Source organism: Hymenobacter sp. GOD-10R (genome assembly GCF_035609205.1).
Classification (GTDB): Bacteria; Bacteroidota; Bacteroidia; order Cytophagales; family Hymenobacteraceae; genus Hymenobacter.
The window spans coordinates 4726352-4744725 of sequence record NZ_CP141184.1 but is presented as its reverse complement, the minus strand read 5'-3'; the positions used below and the strand labels follow the sequence as shown (position 1 = coordinate 4744725).

Below are 18374 nucleotides of genomic sequence, written 5' to 3'. Positions count from 1 at the left end.
AGGATAGGGACTAGTCCTTCAGTACCAATAGGCACCCGGCACACCTTAGCGTTACTTAAACGCAAGGTGCCGTGGACGTGCGAGAGATGATATCCTAGGAACGGCGGCAGGAAAATCGATCCGCTCCCTTTTCCTATCTTACACTGCGTACGAGCCAGCGCAAGAAGCACGACGCACCTTCTCCCCCGTACGCCCCGTGTATGAAGCCTGACTACTACGCGGTTCACCCCGCCTTACAGCCCTGGGTAAGTCACATCATGGTCTTGCAGGTACGCCTAAGCGGTGCTGCCTACAGCCGTCAAGCGCCGTTCCCACCCACCCCGCAGCACAGCCTAAACTTCTATCCCGGTGACGCAACCCAAAGCCGCCAACAGGGGCATCCTTTCCTAGCCTTACCCGATTGTACGATCGTAGGGCCCCAAACCAGAAAAGTCGATCTGGCTATGGGTCCTGATCATCGCTTTGTGTCGGTGGCATTCCACCCGGGCGGCTTGTTTCAGTTAGTACGCGTGCCCCTGCACGAACTGCGGGACGTGCCCCTGCCGGCAATGGAGCTACTAGGCCGAGAAATCGGCGACGTAAGTGAGCAGCTCCAGGCAGCTAGGCATTCGCTGGACATGAAACGCATTGTGGAAGCCTACCTGTTACGCAAGCTGACAAGGGCCACGAGCAGCGCCTTGGCGCAGGCGGCCCGGTGGATGGTGAGCGGGGGATATGCCCATCCAATCGACCAAGCCGCGGCCATGGCTTGCCTGAGCCCTCGCCAGTTCGAGCGCAAAGCTCATGAGCAACTAGGCTACTCGCCCAAGTTCTTTGCCCGTCTCATCCGCTTCTCGCAAGCCTACCGGCTGAAAGTAAACCAGCCTCAGGCGAGTTGGACAGCCATTAGTTACCAATGTGGCTACTACGATCAGATGCACTTGATTCGGGATTTCAAGGAGTTTACCGCCAGCACCCCAAAGCAACTAGCCTTGGAGCTGCAACACGCGCCCCTGACGGTGCAAGATGACCTACGGATTTAGTCTGTCGTATTTGTACTATTTTGACGGATTAGTGCCTGCTACCTTCGCCCGGTATCCACTCCCCGCGATGATGAAAACTGTGTTCGCCACCAGCCTATTCCTTTGCTCCGCCACAGTGGCCTCGGCCCAAATCGATACGGTGAGCTACCCCAAGGAACGGCAGCAAATACGCGCCATCCTACATAGCCCAGGCGGCGCGGAACGCGTCTCTTGCCCGACCGATATTGTGGCCGTCGGCGCGAAAGGCGACATTTCCTACTCGGTGCCGCAATGGCGAGCAGTGCAAAAGAAAGACAAGGTGGTATTCAGAAGCGTGAAGCCCGTGCCCGGCAGCGAAATTATTCGGCTCTACAGTGGTACTTCGGCTGTGGTGAATTGGCTGGCCGATGTTCAGCTCACGGTCGATGGGCGCGAGGTAGCCCTGAAAGTGCGCCGGCTGGAGGTGTTTATCAAGAAGGAAACGGGCTGGTGTCGGGTGGCGGGCCAAGGGACGGAGGTAGATGAAAAGCTGCATCCCATTGCCCCCTGAGCCCTGCAGTGCTAGGTTCGCGTGGCGCCCACGCTCAGTACACTTACGCTTATCAGCTTTTTGGAACGTCACTAGCTAAGATAGCCCTTCATAACATAGGAGACTTCCTGCAATAATGGCCTAGGTAACACGCGGTAAGGAGCCAGCAGGTACACGCTAGCTAGCATCCCTCTCTGTCATTACCAGTACTTCACCATCGCGGAGTGCTTTGAACAACAGCTTCTGTTCAATACAGTACGTAACGGTTCGCCCGATTGCCTCTGATTCCGGGTGATAAGAGTCATAGTGCGGTAGCAATGCGTAATCGAGCAGCCCTAGCCCCTGCCACAGGGGTTGCTGGCAGTCGGGGTAGGGGAAATCATCTGAGTTATCCACCAGGTGCAAATACTGCAGCGACGTGGATAACACGCAGATGCCGGCGCTATAGCCCGCGTATAAAAAGTCGTTCCGTTGCGCTAGCTCATGAATAACGCAGTCAAACCCACTCAAGCGCATGGCCTGCCGCAAGACAAAAGTATTTCCCCCGCTCACCCACACGCCGTGTAGGGTGTTGAGTTTGGTTCGCAACGCTGCTTCTCGGTGGAAATAATCTTTCAGGTCCAACGCTTCCGCCGCAAAGCCGAGCTGCTGTAGCTGCGCGATTTCTTCCTGCTGGCTGCGCACTTTTCTTTCGACGTCGGCAGTCGTGAAGTCACGCGCGTTGTGAATATGCCCGATTTTAGCAGCTAGCGGCAGCAGTGAGGGAAGCTGGTCTAGCTGATTACCAAACTTATAGGAAGACAAGTAGTACTTCACGGTAACAAGAACGCTAGGATAACCGATAGGCAAACGAATCGCTGCACTACTCAGCAGGGGAGTCAGAATCAGAAAGACCTTCCTACACGATCAAGTTCCTTTTCGTTTGGATAACCTAGCTGGTCTTCTCTTTTAATCTAGCTTGAAAAACAAAGTTGTTTGTTCAGCTCCTCCATGTGTATCTAGTACTAATGAGAAAGGCCCGCGCCGCCATTTGACAATGCGGGTCTTTGACCTTCCTGGAGAGGGAGTTAGAAAACTAGGTCCGATGATCTACCCAAAAATGCAGAAGAAGGTAGAACGCAAGTTTATATTCTTACCTGTACCCCAGAAAAAAACAAAACCGTGTTTACAGCTTGTAAACACGGTTTCTGGTGGTCGCGCTAGGAATCGAACCTAGATCGAGAGCTTCGGAAACTCTAATACTATCCGTTGTACGACGCGACCTAGAGTGGCGCAAAAGTAGACAGAAAAATGTGTGTTGCCAAACCCAGCGCACATTTGGCTTAAACTTCCGCTACACGGTAGTCTTGAAAGAACAGGTAACCTAAATGACCGAAAGCCAGTTAAGCTAATCAGAAAAATACTTCTGCTTATATCACCACCTACACCATGAAAAAGAATTTGTATACGGCCGATGCTACGGCCATTGGCGGCCGCAGCGGCCACGTACGCTCTGCAACGGGTATCATCGACCTGGATATGTCGGTGCCAGAAGGGCTAGGAGGAAAGAAAGGTGCTACCAACCCTGAAGAGCTATTTGCTGCTGGTTACTCATCCTGTTTCCAGCAAGCGCTGCTCGTAATTGCCCAACGGGCCGGCGATAAGCTTGATTCTGAAACGACGGTACAGTGTTCCGTAACGCTCTTCCAAGAAGGCGAAGGCTATGGCCTGTCTGCCGTGTTGGATGTAGACTTGAAATCCTTCGACCACGACAAAACTGTGGACATGGTGCGCCAGGCCCACAAAATCTGTCCGTATTCGGTAGGTACGCGTGGCAACATGGAAGTAGAGCTACGAGTACAAGGCCAAGCAATTCCTGTTGAAGCTGAAGAAAATGCAGGCGTAGCCGAAAAAGGCGGCGTTCAGTAAAATTGCTGTATAGCCTAGCTTACCTAGGCAAGACCATAAAAAAGCCCGTCTGACGCATCAGACGGGCTTTTTCGTGTAAGCTAGCTTTGGGTGTGACTAAGCAGTCTGGCCGGCTAGTACTTCTTTTACTTTCTGTGCGGCATCTTTCAGCAATACGGCCGAGAATACCTTCAGACCCGACTCATCGATGATGCGCGCGCCTTCTTCGGCGTTGGTGCCTTGCAGACGAACGATGATCGGCACTTTGATGTCGCCGATGTTCTTGTAGGCTTCTACCACACCGTTAGCAACCCGGTCGCAACGAACGATACCACCGAAGATGTTGATCAGGATAGCCTTCACGTTCGGGTCCTTCAGGATGATGCGGAAACCAGCTTCTACGGTTTGCGCGTTGGCCCCACCGCCTACGTCGAGGAAGTTAGCCGGCTCGCCGCCCGATAGCTTGATGATGTCCATGGTAGCCATAGCTAGGCCCGCGCCGTTTACCATGCAGCCCACGTTGCCGTCGAGCTTTACATAGTTCAGGTGCGACTCCGAAGCTTCTACTTCCAAGGGGTCTTCCTCGTTGGTGTCACGTAGGTCGGCGAAAGCCTTGTGGCGGTACAGAGCGTTGTCGTCGAGGTTCACCTTCGCGTCAACGGCCAGGATCTTATTGTCCGAGGTTTTGAGCACGGGGTTGATTTCGAACATCGCAGAGTCAGTCTCGTCGTAGGCCTTATAAAGAGCTGTTACGAACTTCACCATCTCCTTGAAAGCATCGCCCGACAAACCTAGATTGAAAGCAATCTTGCGCGCCTGGAAGGCTTGCAGACCTACGCGTGGGTCAACATGCTCGCGGTGAATTTTCTCGGGATGCGCCTCAGCTACTTCCTCGATGTCCATGCCGCCTTCCGTGGTGTAGATAATAACGTTCTGGCCCGTTGCGCGGTCGAGCAGCACGCTCATGTAGTACTCTTTGGTCTCCGATTCGCCGGGGTAGTACACATCTTGTGCTACGAGTACTTTATGCACTTTGCGGCCTTCCGGACCTGTTTGCTTCGTGATAAGCTGCATGCCAATGATCTGGCCAGCAATGTCTTTTACCTGCTCCAGGTTTTTAGCCAGCTTCACGCCGCCCCCTTTGCCGCGGCCACCGGCGTGGATTTGGGCTTTAATTACGTGCCAACCCGTACCGGTTTCTTCGGTCAGGCGCTTGGCAGCGGCTACGGCTTCTTCTGGCGTGTCGGCCACGATGCCTTCCTGCACCCGGACGCCGTAGCTTTTTAAAATTTCTTTACCCTGATACTCGTGAATGTTCATAGGGGGTCAATCAGTGGAAAGTGGTAACTAGGCACGAAAGTAGGTAATAATAACGGAGCACGGAAGTGTAAAAATGGGGGCGGAGTCTGGCCTAGCTTGCTGCCTTCACGCTAGTAGTGGCGTGGAAGCTAGCTCCCTGGCCCGACAATTATCCCACAACTACTACCCCCACAACCACCTACAATCCGTAGATTTGTCTCGTCCCGCTCATTCAACCCTGACCTACTTTGCTGCAGGCCATTAATATTCGCAAGCGCTATAACACGCTGGAAGTACTCAAAGGCATCGACCTGACGATTGAAAAGTCGGAAATCGTTTCCATTGTCGGCTCCTCGGGAGCTGGCAAAAGCACGTTGCTGCACATCCTCGGCACACTCGATAACCCTGATTCGGGCGAGGTGCTGTTTGATGGAGAGTCGGTCAGCTCGCTCAAGCGCTCGGACCTAGCTCGGTTTCGCAACCGCCACATCGGCTTTATCTTTCAATTTCACAACTTGCTGCCGGAGTTCACGGCGCTCGAAAACGTGTGTTTGCCAGCTTACTTGGCAGGACGTTCGGAAAAAGAAACCCGCGTGCGAGCCCGCGAGCTGCTTGGCATGCTGAACCTAGAGCGCCGCGCCGACCACAAGCCCAGCGAGATGAGTGGTGGCGAGCAGCAACGCACCGCCGTTGCCCGCGCCCTGATCAACTCGCCCGAAATCATCTTTGCCGACGAGCCCAGCGGCAACCTCGATTCGCAGAATGCCCAAGAGCTGCACCAGATCTTCTTTCTGCTGCGCAAGGAGCTAGGGCAGACGTTTGTGATTGTGACCCACAACGACCAGCTAGCCGAAATGGCCGACCGCAAAATCATTATGAAGGACGGCTACATCTCGGAGTAACTTATTGAACTGAAACACGTTGAAAAGCCCGTGGAAACCTAGGTTTCTACGGGCTTTTTCTTTCCCCGGAACGCGTCCGCTGTGGCAACGGACCGCTGGTACAGCGGACTGCTCGGTTACGCAACCAAGCAGTCCGCTGTCGCTTCAATTATAACGGTGGCAACTAGCGTGGCTAAAAGAAGTAGCTACGCTAGTTTTCTTAGCTGATAATAGATTTAGTAGATGTTTGTCTAAGTAATTTAGTAAGTGTGTATAAAAATTAATTTATAACATGCTGATTTACAGATAGAAAATTTACTAAAAAACAAGATGGTTTTTGCACCTTTATAGACTATATTTAGTTCTATATCTGAACATCACAACGTACTACAGGACACTTATGGAAACCGCCATGAACGAAGCTATCAAAACCACCAAGGAGCCAGCTCGCAAGAATAAAGTTGAGAGCTACGACATCTCCCGTTCCGACGAGACGCTGCACTTGGCTACGGACCTAGCCAAGTTCATCAAGGATAACAAGCTCTCGACGACAGTGCAGGGCAAAGAGTTTGTGAACGTGGAAGGTTGGCAATATGCCGGTTCGCGTCTCGGCATCGTGCCGATCGTCGACCACGTCATCAACGTCAGCACCGACACGGAGATGAAGTACCAGGCTAAGGTGACACTATTTGACCTGCGCTCAGGTCACACAGTAGGCGCCGGCTTTGCCGTGTGCTCGAACAAGGAGAACGGCAAGAAATTCTACCAGGAGTTTGCCATTATGAGTATGGCGCAGACGCGCGCCATCGGCAAGGCATACCGTAACATTCTGGCTTGGATCATCCGGGCTGCTGGTTACGAGCCTACTCCTGCCGAAGAGATGGACTATGCCGGCAACACGCCTGAGGTGAAGCCAGCTTTAGCTGTTGCTCCTGAAGCTACTCCAGTAGCCGTAGCGGCTGAAGCTCCTGCTCCCATGAAGGCTGTGCCAGCTGAGCCAGTTGCTCCCGTCGAAACACCAACTGTAGCGTATGCTACAGCTGCGCAGAAGGAAGAGATCATTCGTCTGCTGAATCATCCGGTGATCACGCGCCAGGAGAAGACTAAGATGTTGCTTAACATTAACCGTCTGGACGAAGAGCGTGCTCGGCAGGCTATTGCTAAGCTGCGCAAAGCCATTGACGACCGTGAGAACGGCGAGTCGGCTGCTGCATAAGGCGTAGCTGATCATATATCATATAAAGAGCCCGGTTCTAACTAGAACCGGGCTCTTGTTTTTAGCATTATTTAGGGCTACCACATCTTGCCACCTAAGTACGAAACTCGGTTTTTGAGTACTGACATAATCTGCTCGATGCTGCTAGCGGGTGCGAGCATTGCTGGTGATTTGAAGTCGACAGAGCTCAACCATTCGTAGGCCGAAGCCATATCATCGAAGAGCACCACAACAGGCTTCGTTAACTCTTCAATAGCCTCTTTCGCCTCGTTCTGCACATCCAAATTTGGTGATAGTATCCAGGCCATATATTCTATCCCGACGAGCTTCATGTAGGGAAGTATCTCTGTCGCTAACCAGGGTACTACATCAGTAGTCGCTTTCGTGAGGTTAGTGTTATCGTTCAAGATTCGTTTGTATCGCTTTGTTACCAAGCACAGTACCAATTGCAGACAGTTTTTGCGAAGTGCATCAAGATCTAGCTCCCCGTGCCAATCTAAGTAGAGCCAGTCATTGGTAGAATCATAGTAGGCACTGACGTGCGAGGCCATAAATAATGGTTTCACTTCTGGGGACGACATTTTGCAAAAAGAGCGTGTAGGGGAAAAGAGCGGAAAGAACGGGGACTAGCGAGAAGATGTGTCTTTGCTAGATTATTGTGAGCAAACAGAGCTTTCAAAAAGCATACTAAATTCTTAATATTAATGATAAACCATATTTAAAAGCGTAATATAAATTAAATAAGAAGGCCAAGAGGCCTTACGATGCTACATGACCTAGCTTTGCTCGAAGCCTAAAAAGTACTCAGCGTGGTTAGCGTAGCAGTGTATTCTATTTACGTGGCACTGGTATTATCTTCGTGGTTCCGCTAACGCTTTGCTGCCTGTGCCTGCGCCTACCGATGATATTCTGCACTTGCTCCGCCACCATTGGGGGCACACGGCGTTTCGGCCGTTACAGGAAGATATCATCCGCTCCGTATTGGCAGGACGTGACACGCTAGCTCTGCTACCTACTGGTGGCGGAAAAAGCATTTGCTTCCAAGTCCCCGCTTTGGCCCGCGATGGTATCTGCGTGGTGGTGTCGCCGCTGATTGCGCTTATGAAAGACCAGGTAGAGCGCCTGCGCAGCCGCGACATTCGGGCTGAGGCCATTTATGCGGGCATGAGCCACCAGGAAATTGACCAGACGCTGGACAATTGCGTGTATGGCCCGGTCAAGTTTCTGTATGTGTCGCCAGAGCGCTTGCTCACCGATTTGTTTCGGGCCCGGGTGGCGCGTATGCGCGTCAATTTGCTGGCCATTGATGAAGCCCACTGCTTGTCGCAATGGGGGTATGACTTTCGGCCGCCATACTTACAAATCGCAGCCTTGCGCGAGTTGCTACCCACCGTGCCCGTCATTGCGCTTACTGCCACAGCCACGGCGCTAGTGAAGCAGGATATTGTAGAGAAGCTAGGTTTTCGGTCCGGCGGTCAAGTTTTTCAGCAGAGCTTTGCCCGGCCAAACCTTTCATACTCGGTTTTTCAGACGGAAGACAAGCTGCGACGCTTGCTAGAGATTGTTCGCGGCGTTGGGCCGGGCAAAACGAGCATCGTATATGCCCGTACGCGCCGACAAACCGAAGAAGCTGCTGCTTTCTTGCAGCAGCATCAGCTACCGGCGGCAGCTTACCACGCGGGTTTGCCCGCCGAGCAGCGCCACCGTACCCAGCAGGACTGGATGCAAGACCGGACGCGCATTATGGTGGCAACTAATGCCTTCGGAATGGGTATCGACAAGCCCGACGTGCGGCTCGTGGTGCACCTCGACGCACCTGATAACTTAGAAGCGTATTATCAGGAGGCGGGTCGGGCCGGGCGTGACGAAAAATACGCCTTTGCCGTACTGCTCACCGGCCCGAACGATGCCGAAGATCTACGTCGGCGCACGGAACTCGCTCACCCACCGCTCGACACGGTGCGGCGCGTCTATCAGGCGCTGGCTAATTTTTCCCGGACGGCCGTGGGTGGCGGTGAGCTGGTGGCCTTCGATTTTGATATCCAGCAGTTTGCCGAAACGTACCGCATCAAGGCCGTAGATGCGCACAACGCCCTGCGGACGCTGGAGCGGGAAGGCTTTGTGCAAGTAAACGAAGCCGTGAATAACCCGGCGCGCGTGCACATTCCCATCGATCATAATGATCTGTACCGCTTTCAGGTGGCTAATGCCCAGCATGACAAGCTTATCAAGGCCTTGCTACGGCTCAATGGAGGAGAAATCTTTACCAGCTTTCAGCGTATTTCTGAAAATAGCCTAGCTCAGTACTTGCGCCTGAGCGTGGTAGACGTACGCAAAATGCTGCTGTTTCTGCACCGCTCGGGTATTATACACTACCAACCTAAGCACGACTCCCCGCAGGCGCTGTTCACGACGCCTCGTTACGACGCCGACAAACTGCCACTCGATCAAAAACACCTGCGCGAAACCCGAGAGTTGGCGCAGCAAAGAACGGCCGCTGTGGTGCGTTATGCGACGGGCGAACGCTGCCGTCAGCAACTGTTGTTGGCGTACTTTGGTGAATTGAATGCACCCATGTGCAAGGTGTGCGACTATTGCATAGAGCAGAAAAAGCAACAACATCCAGCAGGTGCATCGCCGGCGCTACGTCAGCAACTCTTGCAGCTAGTACGCACTAACCCGCAGACACCGCGCCAAGTGGTCAGCCAGTTTACTCCGGCTCAGGCTAGCACAGTCACGGAATTATTGCGAGAATTGGTGGACCGGGGTGAACTGCGCTACGCCGCCGACGGTAAACTGACGTAAAATAACAAAGCCACCTATCGTAAGATAGGTGGCTTTGTTATTTTACGATGTATCCTAGCCCCTTAGGCAGGATTGGTCGTGGTGCTCAGCGATACTTCGATATTACCGCGAGTGGCGCGCGAGTAAGGGCAAATACCATGGGCGGCTTCTACCAATTGCTCGGCCTGGGCTTGCTCCACGTTGGGGATGTTCACGTGCAGATCAGCAGAAATGCCATAGCCGCCATCTTCAGCTTTGCCGAAGCCAATGAACGCTTCTACCGTTACACCTTCCAGCTTCACGTGAGCCTGACGGGCTGCCACACCTAGGGCACCCTCGAAACAAGCGGCGTAACCAGCGGCAAATAGTTGTTCGGGGTTCGTAGCGCCAGCTTTGCCTGGGCCACCCATCTCCTTGGGGGTGCTGAGGTCTAGGTCTAATACTTGATTGGCAGAGCTAACGTGACCGTCGCGGCCGCCTTTGGCAAGCGCTTGTGCAGTGAAGACCTTTTCAATTTTCATGGCAAATAGAGGGGTAAAGTAAAAAATTAGCGCAGCACCGTCAGCAACTGCTGAAGCTGCGTGCGCAGGGTTTCAAATTCGGTGGGGGAGAGCTGAAGCTTCTCCAGAAGATGCACAGGAATGCTGCAGGCTGGCGCTTGCAATTCTTTGCCAGCGGGCAACAACGTGATAACCACAGAACGCTCGTCGCGTGGGTCGCGGTGCCGGCTCAGCCACTGCCGCTGTTCCATGCGCTTGAGCAAAGGCGTGAGCGTGCCAGAATCGAGCAGCAACTTCTCGCCTAGCTCCTTGACCGTTAGCTCCTGATGCTCCCAGAGTAGCATGAGCACCAAATACTGCGGGTAGGTGATATCCAGCGCTTGCAAATACGGCTGATAAGCCTTGGTGAACATGCGCGACAACGCGTACAGCGGAAAACAAAGCTGGTTATCCAGTTTGAGAAGTTCGGTGGCGTCGTTGAGAGCAGGCTTGTTCATAATCTTCGTGAGCAAAGGTAGTGTGGTTTTGCTAAATTTAATTGTATACAACCGAATAGTTTAAAATAATTCCATAACATGCTGATTAGTAAAATAAAAAAGCTCGGACACTACCTAGCAGGTAGCGCCCGAGCGTCGAAGTAGGTTTGGTAATCTACTGCTGATATGCAGAGAAGCCCCCAATTAGGTTGCGTACGTTGGTGAAACCTTGCTGTGCTAGGAAGGCTTTGGCCGAAGCAGAGCGACCACCGCCTTTGCAGTGCACAATCACTTCTTCACTCTTCAGGTCCTCTAAGTCATCTAGCTTTCCGGGAAGAGAACCGAGGGGAATATTTTGACTGCCTTCAATACGACCTTCGGCATTTTCCCACGGCTCGCGCACGTCGATGATGTTCAATTTCTCGCCAGCTTGCTGGCGCTCTTTAAGTTCAGCAGGAGTAATATCGGGCATGGAATGGTAAAAAGGAAAGAAAGACAGGAGCGTTAAGTGTGCAATTTCGCAAAAAATGGAAGAACGAAGTGCTTCTGCGCTGTCTTATTCCGTCAGAATCAATCGCTTGGTCACCTTCAAGCCGTTAGGAAGCTCTAGCTGTAGTACGTAGGCACCAGCTGGTAAAGCATTTAGGTTCAGGCTTGCTTGGCCAGCTTGAGCGGCAGGCTGAACCCAAGCTGCCCGCCCCACGGCATCGAGCACCGTAGCACGGCGGTAACTACCCTGCACCTGCACGAGGCCAGAGCTAGGGTTAGGATACACGCTAAACGTGGCCGCCGTCGCGGCATCGGCCGTTGCCGTCACAACGATGTTGTTGGTGAGGACTGGACGCATCATGATGGCCCCTTGTAGCGTAGAAGCCGACCAGTTGTTGCTGGTAGCCGTAACTGGTCCCTGCGAAACGAGTATGTAATTAGCAGGAACGGTGCTGTTGTAATCTAGGGCTGCTTGCAGAAAGTTGCCACTAGCTGCGTAACCGATATAGAACGAGCCGCTTACTGGTACGGGGGCTGGGAAGTTAATATCAACGTAGTTGGCCGGCGGTGATGCTGGTGCGGTGTACGCTTGGGTAGCTTTAGCTACTCCCGAAGGCTTGCCGTCCTTTTCATCCCAAATGCCAATGGTGAGTACGCGACTGGTTGCCGTAGGGGATGGCAGCATGTGCAAGCGCAGTCCTTTCACCTGATCGGCCTTGTTAAGGTCGAAGCGGTAAACTAAATAGCTGAGGGCGCTAGTCGCTACCGTCGCTTCGGGCGTGCCATCATCGTAGGCATAATAATCCGTTAGCTCGGTGATGCGGCTGATGGTGTCGTTGGGAAGTGTGCGTTGGTTGGATTCGTTGGTGAGAAGCGTGATGGTGTGCCGCACGCGCTTTCCTACATCAGAAATGGGCAAGGGCGTGTTGCGTATGCTACCAGTCACAGCGAACTGCTGCTGGCTAGGTTGCAGGGAAGAAGTACCATTTAAGTACGTGGTGGCCGCGTTGCTAGGTAGCACTTGCAGGGTGCCCGTCCAAGTAACTGGGGTGTTGGCCGGACCTACGTCGAAGTTGTTGATGGTCGTGGAGGTGTTGTCATTCAACAGGTTAGTAGGTGAGGTGCTCGCATTATACTGCCACACCGGCATGGCCGTGTACGTCTTCAGCAGGCTGGTGAGCGGGGTGCTGGTGGCGATGTCGCGATAAGAGTTGTTGGTGGCTGAACGGTCGCGGTTGAGGTAGACATAGTCGATGCTCCAAGCATCGTTGGTGTTGGCCTGATTGCCCGATGAGTGAAAGCGGAACTGGAAAGCATTGTGCAAGTAGCGACTATCTGTCACCGGAATAAGTTGCTGCTGAAACGCCGTTTGTACCCTGGTGCTCCGCTCAATCCAGACTTGGCGCCAGATGCCCGTATTATCCAAGAATTCCAGAGACAAGTACACGGGTCGGCTGCTACTATTCAGAGATGGCGCCCCAACTACACTGCCAGCTTGCCAAAAAAAGCTCAGGTACACTTGGGCACTCGCCGTAAGACCACCTAGGTCGATGGGTTGCGAGGTGAGCGTGTCGGTGTCGCTGACGGCAGAACCGTAGGGTTGGCCGCTCGCATTAAGGCCGTCGAAAGTAGCTACGCCTCGGGAGGGCGGCGCTACCGGAAAGCGGTTGTTAACCAGCGTGCCGCCCCGCGCAAGCCATACTTGCGTATTGGGCTGCCCTTCACGTCCCGTGAAATCGTCGAATACGGGCAAAGCCAACGCCGTGCCTCGGGCACGAACGCTACGCTCAGCCGTTGGCGCTGTGCGGCTGGGGTCAGCTTCCAACGGGGCTACCGTCTGGGCGTGGCCAACCAGCGGGAGCAAGAAAAACAGGAAAAAAGCGCGGTGTAGTTGTTTGGAATAGCGCATAAATTGGTGTTTGAATAGCTTGGCTTCCAATGCGTCCGCGGAGCTTACGCAGTTGGCCGTTAAGCTTAACCTCAGAGAGGTACGATTTAGTATGGCACCTAGGTTCACAAAACAGAATTTCAGCAAAGAAGCCGTACAAATCGCACGGCTTCTTTGCTGAAGTTAAGGGAACGTAGTGGCAAAAAGTCCTACCGAACAGGCTTCACTGGCTCCTCGCCCGCTATCCATAAGTCGACTAGCTGCCCCATGCGGATGGTGGCGCCGGGGCCTGGCGTGGGGCGTTGCTTTACCACGGTGCCATCGGTTTGGTCATCTTCGGCAGGTTGGTAGAAAATCTCGCCTACTTGTAAGCCTTGGCCTACCAGCAAGGTGGTTGCTTCGTCGGTTGGCATGTTCACTACGTTGGGCACCGGAAACTCTTGGTTACCTAGGCCGTCGCCTACTTCTAGGTCTACGCGAGTGCCTTTGGCAATAGGAGCACCCGGAGCGATTTCCTTGCCATCGACGAGCTGCCGCAGGACTTGGTTTTGCCGCAAGTCAGGCACTTTTATCAATTTGCCTAGTGCTAGGCCATAGCTTTCCAGGATCATGTACGCTGTTTTCTCAGTGCCTTCTGTGAGCTTCGGCATCTTGATCACCGGTGGGTGTTTCATGCTCACCGAGATGTAAATCTTGCGGTCTTCTTTCACCCGCTCGCCCGGTGCGGGGTCTTGGGTGAGTATCGTAAACGGCTGGATCCTGGGGTTGTAACTAGAGTCGTCTACGAAGTAGCGCAGGTCACGCTCGTCCAAGTAATCTTCCAGCGCTTCCAGCCGCATCCCGGTGATCTTCGGAACTACAATGGTTTCGCCGTGATGCGTGGTGATGGGTAAGTAGACAAAGAAAAAGGCAAATAACAGCAGCGCCCCGACCACCAGCATCACCAGCAGGTGCTTCACAACGTCGAAGGGGGTGTCTGATTTAAGAAAAGCCATTGTTTAGGAAGGAGCTAGAAGCTAAGGGTTAGGAGGCGAAATTAGCGCTAAAAGCTAGATTGTTGAGAGAAAGAGCTAGGCCCAAGCTCCCCTCCTTTTTGCAAGGAGGGGTTGGGGGTGGTTACCATCGTTGAACGACAGGCTAGGTCCAATCTTATAGCTCTAGCCGAACCACCCCGGCCTTCGGCCACCCCTCCTTGAAAAAAGGAGGGGTGCTAGCTTCTAACCTAGCTTTTCTCTTCCAATTGCAAGCGGTTGGTGCGCTCCTTGCCAAACTCTAGGATCCGGTCGATGAAGTCGTAGGGCGTGTAGCCGTTCAGAGCAGTTTGGTGGAAGATGCAGGTGGCTGGCGTCATACCGGGCAATGAGTTTACCTCGATGATGATGACCTCCACCGCGCCGGTTTCGCGCACCCGCACAAAGGCGTCGATGCGGGCGTAGCCTTGGATGTTCAGCACTTCGGCCACGCGACCTAGCTCGTACTTTACTTCCTCCGAAATACGTTGCCGCTCCTGCACATCGGGGGAGTAGCGGGCGGGCGTGATATTCTGCCCTTCGCCAGCCAAGAATTTCTCTTCTAGGCTCAGCACCTCGCCGGTTGCCAGTGCTTCGGAGGCCTCGAACACCTCTACCTCGTACGTGCCATCGGGGCGCCAATGGGTGAGCAGGCCACCCGTAACTTCGAGGAAGTGCTTGGCGCCGTCACGGTCAATCAGGGTTTCAACTAAGAAGGCATCTTTTTGAGGAAACTCCTCCTTAAAACCTAGGTGCAGCGTTTCAGCGGCGGCCGTTTCCAGGTCTTCCTGGTCGCGGAACATGAGGCGGCAGAAGGCTTCTAACTCCGTCCGGTTCTTAATTTTCTTCACGGCCGAAGAGCAGCCGTCATCGGCGGGCTTGGCAATGAAGGGATAGGCGAACTGCGTTTCGAGGCTGCGGTAGAAGCTTTCGGCATCGGCTTCCCACTCCAGGCGGTTGGCCATGCGGTGCTCGGCTACGCGCAAACCCGCTTCGCGCAGGCGCTTGTTCGTTTCGAACTTGTTGATAGTGACGCTACTCGACGCTACGCCCGAGCCGTTGTACGGCAAGCCATACTGCTCCAACTCACGCTGCAACGCGCCATCTTCGCCGGGCCGACCGTGCAGGGCAATGAACACTTCATCGACTGCCTCAGCTAGCTCTGCAAACGAGATGCGCCGGGGCTGCGCCGTAGGCTGACCGGCGTACGTGCTGGTAATCGGTTCGGCTTCGCGGCGGATGCGTTGCAAAATAGGGTGCAGATCATGGCCAGCTTCGGCGTACTCGATTTTCTCCCGAATATCGTCGGCGTTGTCCTTGAGCATCACATTGATAGGCAGCACATAAAGCTTGTGCTCCTGAGCCGAGCCGGTGAGGAACACCGGCAGCGGCTCGTATTTCACCGACGAGCTGAGCTTCTCGTAAATGTTGCGTCCGCTCTCCACCGAAATATGGCGCTCTGACGAGTAGCCACCCATAATCACGGCTACTTTGGTGCGCTGCTTTTCTTCCTGTTGGCGAGAGGCTACGGCTTCGTCGAGCTGCTGTAACAGCGAAGCTAGCTTCACGGGGCGCATGCCAGCCCGACGCCGCGCCGCCAGTGACGTACGGATCAGGTAGGTCAGGAACTGCGACGGATTTAAGCCGATTTCTGCAGCCTGGTGGAAGAAGAACGAAGCCGGCAGCATGCCCGACGTGGTGTTCGGGTCGTTGAGGAACAACTGACCATCTTTACCCAAAAAGCCATCTAAGCGCGCGTATACCTGGAAGCCGAAGGTGGTGAACATCTCCTGGCAAGCCTCGCGAATGCGCTGAATTTCGGCTTCGGGCAGGTCGATGGGCGTGATTTTGCGGCTCAAGCCTGGCAGGTATTTCGACCGGTAGTCGAATAGTTCTTCGCCTTTCACAATCTCCGTCGGTGGCAACGCCAGGGGTTCGCCGTTCGGGTCTTCCACCACAATGCACGAAAACTCCCGACCGGCCACAAAGCTTTCCACGAGCACCTGGGTCTCGCCGTCCACGTTGGTCAGGCGCACGGTTCCCGCCGTCTGGAAAAGCTCGTTGAGCTTATTAAGCAATGCTTCCGGATGGAAGATAATGCCGGCATCTTCGCTAGAAGCTAGCTCCGTATCAGCGGTTAATTGTTCGCCGCTCACGGTTAGCTGCACTGGCAGGCCAATTCCTTCGCGGATATCGGTAAGCTGCTGTACCCAGGCGAGTTGGCCTTGCGTACCTAGGTCTTGCCACTCGGCGCGGCTCATGGTTTTGCGGAACAAGCTGCGCTCTATTGCCGCCGCAAACTTGGCTACATCTTGCTCGCGCAGAATGCTCACACCGATGCTGGAGCCTTGGCGCGGCGCTTTGAACACGAGCGGCAAACCTAGTTCACGTACCAAGTAGGCAAGTGTGGCCTCGGGGTTGGCAACGTCCCATTCGGCGGCGGTTATCACCCGAAAATCGGGCGTAGGGCGGCCGAGGGCTTTCAGTAATTTCTTCTGGGCGATCTTATCGATGCCAAATGCGGAAGGGAGAATGCCGGAGCCAGAGTAGGGGATACCATACCATTCGAGCAAACCTTGAATAGCGCCGTCTTCGCCGCTGGGGCCATGTAGCGCCAGGAAGGCAAAGTCCATCAGCGAGGCTAGCTCGTGGGGCAGCACGCGCCGACCCACTTGGCTGATAATCTGGTCTTGCTCCTCGATGCTCAGCGCACCTAGGCTCTCCAGATACACTTGCAGCTTGTGCTCGGAAGCGGGCAGGGCCGCCACCGGCGGGTAGAAATCGCGAATGGTTCCTTTATAAATGTACTGCCAGTCGAGCAGGATAAAGTTGCCGAGGCTGTCCACAAAAATCGGAACGGCCTGAAACAGCGACTTGTCGAGGTTGTCGTATACGGTGCGGCCACCCGCGAAGGAAATTTCCCGCTCGCGCGACGGGCCGCCAAAGAAGATGCCTATTTTCATACGTAGCGCAAAGGTAAGTCAAATGCGTAACTGCGTAGTAACGCGGAATACGCCAGGAAAGTGGCAGCAAAAGTCCGAAGCCACCTAGTCGCCGCAAAGCTCCCTGTTAACGGCACGAATACCAATTCGGAATAGAGCCAATTTCCGCGCTCCTGGTACATTGCGGCCGCAAACCCGTATACGGACTTCCTTCAACCCATTTCCGATTCCATGAGAACCCTCGATCAGTACAACTTCGCCGGCAAAAGAGCCGTGGTACGCGTGGATTTCAACGTGCCCCTCGACGAGGAGCTGCGCATCACCGACTACACCCGCATCCATGCGGCGACGCCGACGATTAAAAAAATTCTGGCCGATGGCGGCAGCGTAGTGCTGCTGTCGCACCTAGGTCGGCCGAAGGGCGGACCCGACAAGAAGAACTCGATGCGCAACCTTGTGCTGGCCCTGCAACACGAATACGCCCAGGAAGTGAAGTTCGGTGGCGACGTGATTGGCGAGGAAGCTGTTGCGGCGGCCGCCGCGCTGAAGTCCGGCGAAATTTTGCTGCTCGACAACCTACGCTTCCATCCCGAAGAAGAAAAAGGTGACCCCGCTTTTGCGCAAAAGCTAGCTAAGCTTGGCGATGTGTACGTGAACGATGCCTTCGGCGCCGCCCACCGCAGCCACGCTTCCACGGCCGTAATGGCGCAGTACTTCGCCCCCGAAAACCGCGTGGCAGGCTACGTGATGCAGAGTGAACTGGAAAACGCTCACCGCGTACTCGCCAACGCTGACCGCCCCTTTACCGCCATTATGGGCGGAGCCAAGATTTCGGATAAGATTCTGATCATCGAAAAGCTGCTCGATAAAGTAGATAACCTGCTTATCGGTGGCGGCATGGCCTACACGTTTGCCGTAGCGCAGGGCGGCTCAATCGGCAACTCGCTGCTGGAAGCCGATAAGGTAGACCTAGCGAAGGAGCTGATTCAAAAGGCCAAAGAAAAAGGCGTGAACCTGGTGCTACCAGTAGATAGCGTCATCGCCAACCGCTTTGCGAACGATGCCGACGTAGATATTGCCGGTAACCTTGATATTCCGGCTACCTGGATGGGTTTGGACATCGGGCCAAACTCGCGCGAGCTATTCGCCGACATCATTCGGGAGTCGAAAACCATTCTGTGGAACGGCCCAATGGGCGTGTTCGAAATGTCGAACTTCTCGGTGGGCACGGAGTTCGTGGCCCGCGCCATTGCCGAGGCTACTCAAAACGGTGCTTTCTCGCTCATCGGCGGCGGCGACTCGGCCGCGGCCGTGAATCAGCTCGGCTACGCTAGCAAGGTATCGTACATCTCGACCGGTGGCGGTGCACTGCTGGAGTACATGGAAGGCAAAACGCTGCCTGGCGTAGCGGCGCTGGAAGCATAGTTTAAGCTAGGTATCAGCCATTAAAAAGCCCGTGTGCAGCGTTGCAC

The 18374-nt window shown here is 54.3% G+C and carries 16 protein-coding genes and 1 tRNA gene; 7 read left to right on the top strand and 10 right to left on the bottom strand.

Going from position 1 to position 18374, the window contains the following annotated elements:
* The first annotated feature begins 200 nt into the window (after positions 1 to 200).
* Positions 201 to 1022 (top strand): helix-turn-helix domain-containing protein, encoded by an 822-nt coding sequence (locus tag SD425_RS18765; protein ID WP_324671531.1) that lies wholly within the window; start codon positions 201 to 203, stop codon positions 1020 to 1022.
* Entirely contained in the window at positions 1006 to 1551 is a 546-nt protein-coding gene (locus tag SD425_RS18760) for a hypothetical protein (protein ID WP_324671530.1), read from the top strand. The genes SD425_RS18765 and SD425_RS18760 overlap by 17 nt, the downstream gene beginning before the upstream one ends.
* Before the next feature lie 156 nt (positions 1552 to 1707).
* On the opposite strand, the gene SD425_RS18755 is transcribed toward SD425_RS18760, so the two are convergent.
* Both SD425_RS18755 and SD425_RS18750 read right to left on the bottom strand, forming a co-directional pair.
* Positions 1708 to 2346 (bottom strand): Type 1 glutamine amidotransferase-like domain-containing protein, encoded by a 639-nt coding sequence (locus tag SD425_RS18755; protein WP_324671529.1) that lies wholly within the window; start codon positions 2344 to 2346, stop codon positions 1708 to 1710.
* Positions 2347 to 2718: 372 nt separating this feature from the next.
* Positions 2719 to 2793 (bottom strand) — tRNA-Arg (locus SD425_RS18750).
* A 165-nt stretch (positions 2794 to 2958) separates the two neighbouring features.
* On the opposite strand from SD425_RS18750, the gene SD425_RS18745 reads away from it, so the two are divergent.
* Positions 2959 to 3438 (top strand): Ohr family peroxiredoxin, encoded by a 480-nt coding sequence (locus tag SD425_RS18745; protein ID WP_324671528.1) that lies wholly within the window; start codon positions 2959 to 2961, stop codon positions 3436 to 3438.
* Between the two features lie 96 nt (positions 3439 to 3534).
* Here the strand turns inward: SD425_RS18745 and sucC are convergent, their stop codons facing one another.
* The gene (gene sucC, locus SD425_RS18740) at positions 3535 to 4737 is read right to left on the bottom strand and encodes an ADP-forming succinate--CoA ligase subunit beta (RefSeq protein ID WP_324671526.1); all 1203 of its coding nucleotides are present in this window, start codon (positions 4735 to 4737) and stop codon (positions 3535 to 3537) included.
* A gap of 227 nt (positions 4738 to 4964) precedes the next feature.
* On the opposite strand from sucC, the gene SD425_RS18735 reads away from it, so the two are divergent.
* The gene (locus SD425_RS18735) at positions 4965 to 5618 is read left to right on the top strand and encodes an ABC transporter ATP-binding protein (protein WP_086596343.1); all 654 of its coding nucleotides are present in this window, start codon (positions 4965 to 4967) and stop codon (positions 5616 to 5618) included.
* 379 nt (positions 5619 to 5997) lie between these two features.
* Positions 5998 to 6813 carry a hypothetical protein gene (locus SD425_RS18730; RefSeq protein ID WP_324671525.1) on the top strand — a complete coding sequence of 272 codons (816 nt, stop codon included), beginning with the start codon at positions 5998 to 6000 and terminating at the stop codon, positions 6811 to 6813.
* A gap of 77 nt (positions 6814 to 6890) precedes the next feature.
* Here the strand turns inward: SD425_RS18730 and SD425_RS18725 are convergent, their stop codons facing one another.
* Complete coding sequence (locus SD425_RS18725; RefSeq protein ID WP_324671524.1) at positions 6891 to 7364, bottom strand: hypothetical protein; 474 nt, start codon at positions 7362 to 7364, stop codon at positions 6891 to 6893.
* Between the two features lie 334 nt (positions 7365 to 7698).
* Between SD425_RS18725 and SD425_RS18720 the strand changes: the two genes are divergently transcribed.
* Positions 7699 to 9618 carry an ATP-dependent DNA helicase RecQ gene (locus SD425_RS18720; protein ID WP_324671523.1) on the top strand — a complete coding sequence of 640 codons (1920 nt, stop codon included), beginning with the start codon at positions 7699 to 7701 and terminating at the stop codon, positions 9616 to 9618.
* A 62-nt stretch (positions 9619 to 9680) separates the two neighbouring features.
* Here the strand turns inward: SD425_RS18720 and SD425_RS18715 are convergent, their stop codons facing one another.
* From SD425_RS18715 to SD425_RS18690, 6 genes are all read right to left on the bottom strand, one after another.
* A complete protein-coding gene (locus SD425_RS18715; RefSeq protein ID WP_324671521.1) occupies positions 9681 to 10118 on the bottom strand; it encodes an organic hydroperoxide resistance protein in 438 nt (145 codons plus the stop codon).
* A gap of 26 nt (positions 10119 to 10144) precedes the next feature.
* Positions 10145 to 10594 carry a MarR family transcriptional regulator gene (locus tag SD425_RS18710; protein ID WP_324671520.1) on the bottom strand — a complete coding sequence of 150 codons (450 nt, stop codon included), beginning with the start codon at positions 10592 to 10594 and terminating at the stop codon, positions 10145 to 10147.
* Positions 10595 to 10748: 154 nt separating this feature from the next.
* Complete coding sequence (locus SD425_RS18705) at positions 10749 to 11045, bottom strand: rhodanese-like domain-containing protein (RefSeq protein ID WP_324671519.1); 297 nt, start codon at positions 11043 to 11045, stop codon at positions 10749 to 10751.
* A gap of 84 nt (positions 11046 to 11129) precedes the next feature.
* Positions 11130 to 12971, bottom strand: a complete 1842-nt coding sequence (locus tag SD425_RS18700; RefSeq protein WP_324671518.1) for a T9SS type A sorting domain-containing protein — start codon at positions 12969 to 12971, stop codon at positions 11130 to 11132.
* Positions 12972 to 13159: 188 nt separating this feature from the next.
* A complete protein-coding gene (locus tag SD425_RS18695; protein WP_324671517.1) occupies positions 13160 to 13945 on the bottom strand; it encodes a PASTA domain-containing protein in 786 nt (261 codons plus the stop codon).
* Between the two features lie 227 nt (positions 13946 to 14172).
* On the bottom strand, positions 14173 to 16923 hold the full coding sequence (locus SD425_RS18690) for a D-alanine--D-alanine ligase (RefSeq protein WP_324671516.1): 2751 nt from the start codon (positions 16921 to 16923) through the stop codon (positions 14173 to 14175).
* Between the two features lie 210 nt (positions 16924 to 17133).
* Between SD425_RS18690 and SD425_RS18685 the strand changes: the two genes are divergently transcribed.
* A complete protein-coding gene (locus SD425_RS18685) occupies positions 17134 to 18327 on the top strand; it encodes a phosphoglycerate kinase (protein ID WP_324671515.1) in 1194 nt (397 codons plus the stop codon).
* The last annotated feature ends 47 nt before the right edge of the window (positions 18328 to 18374 follow it).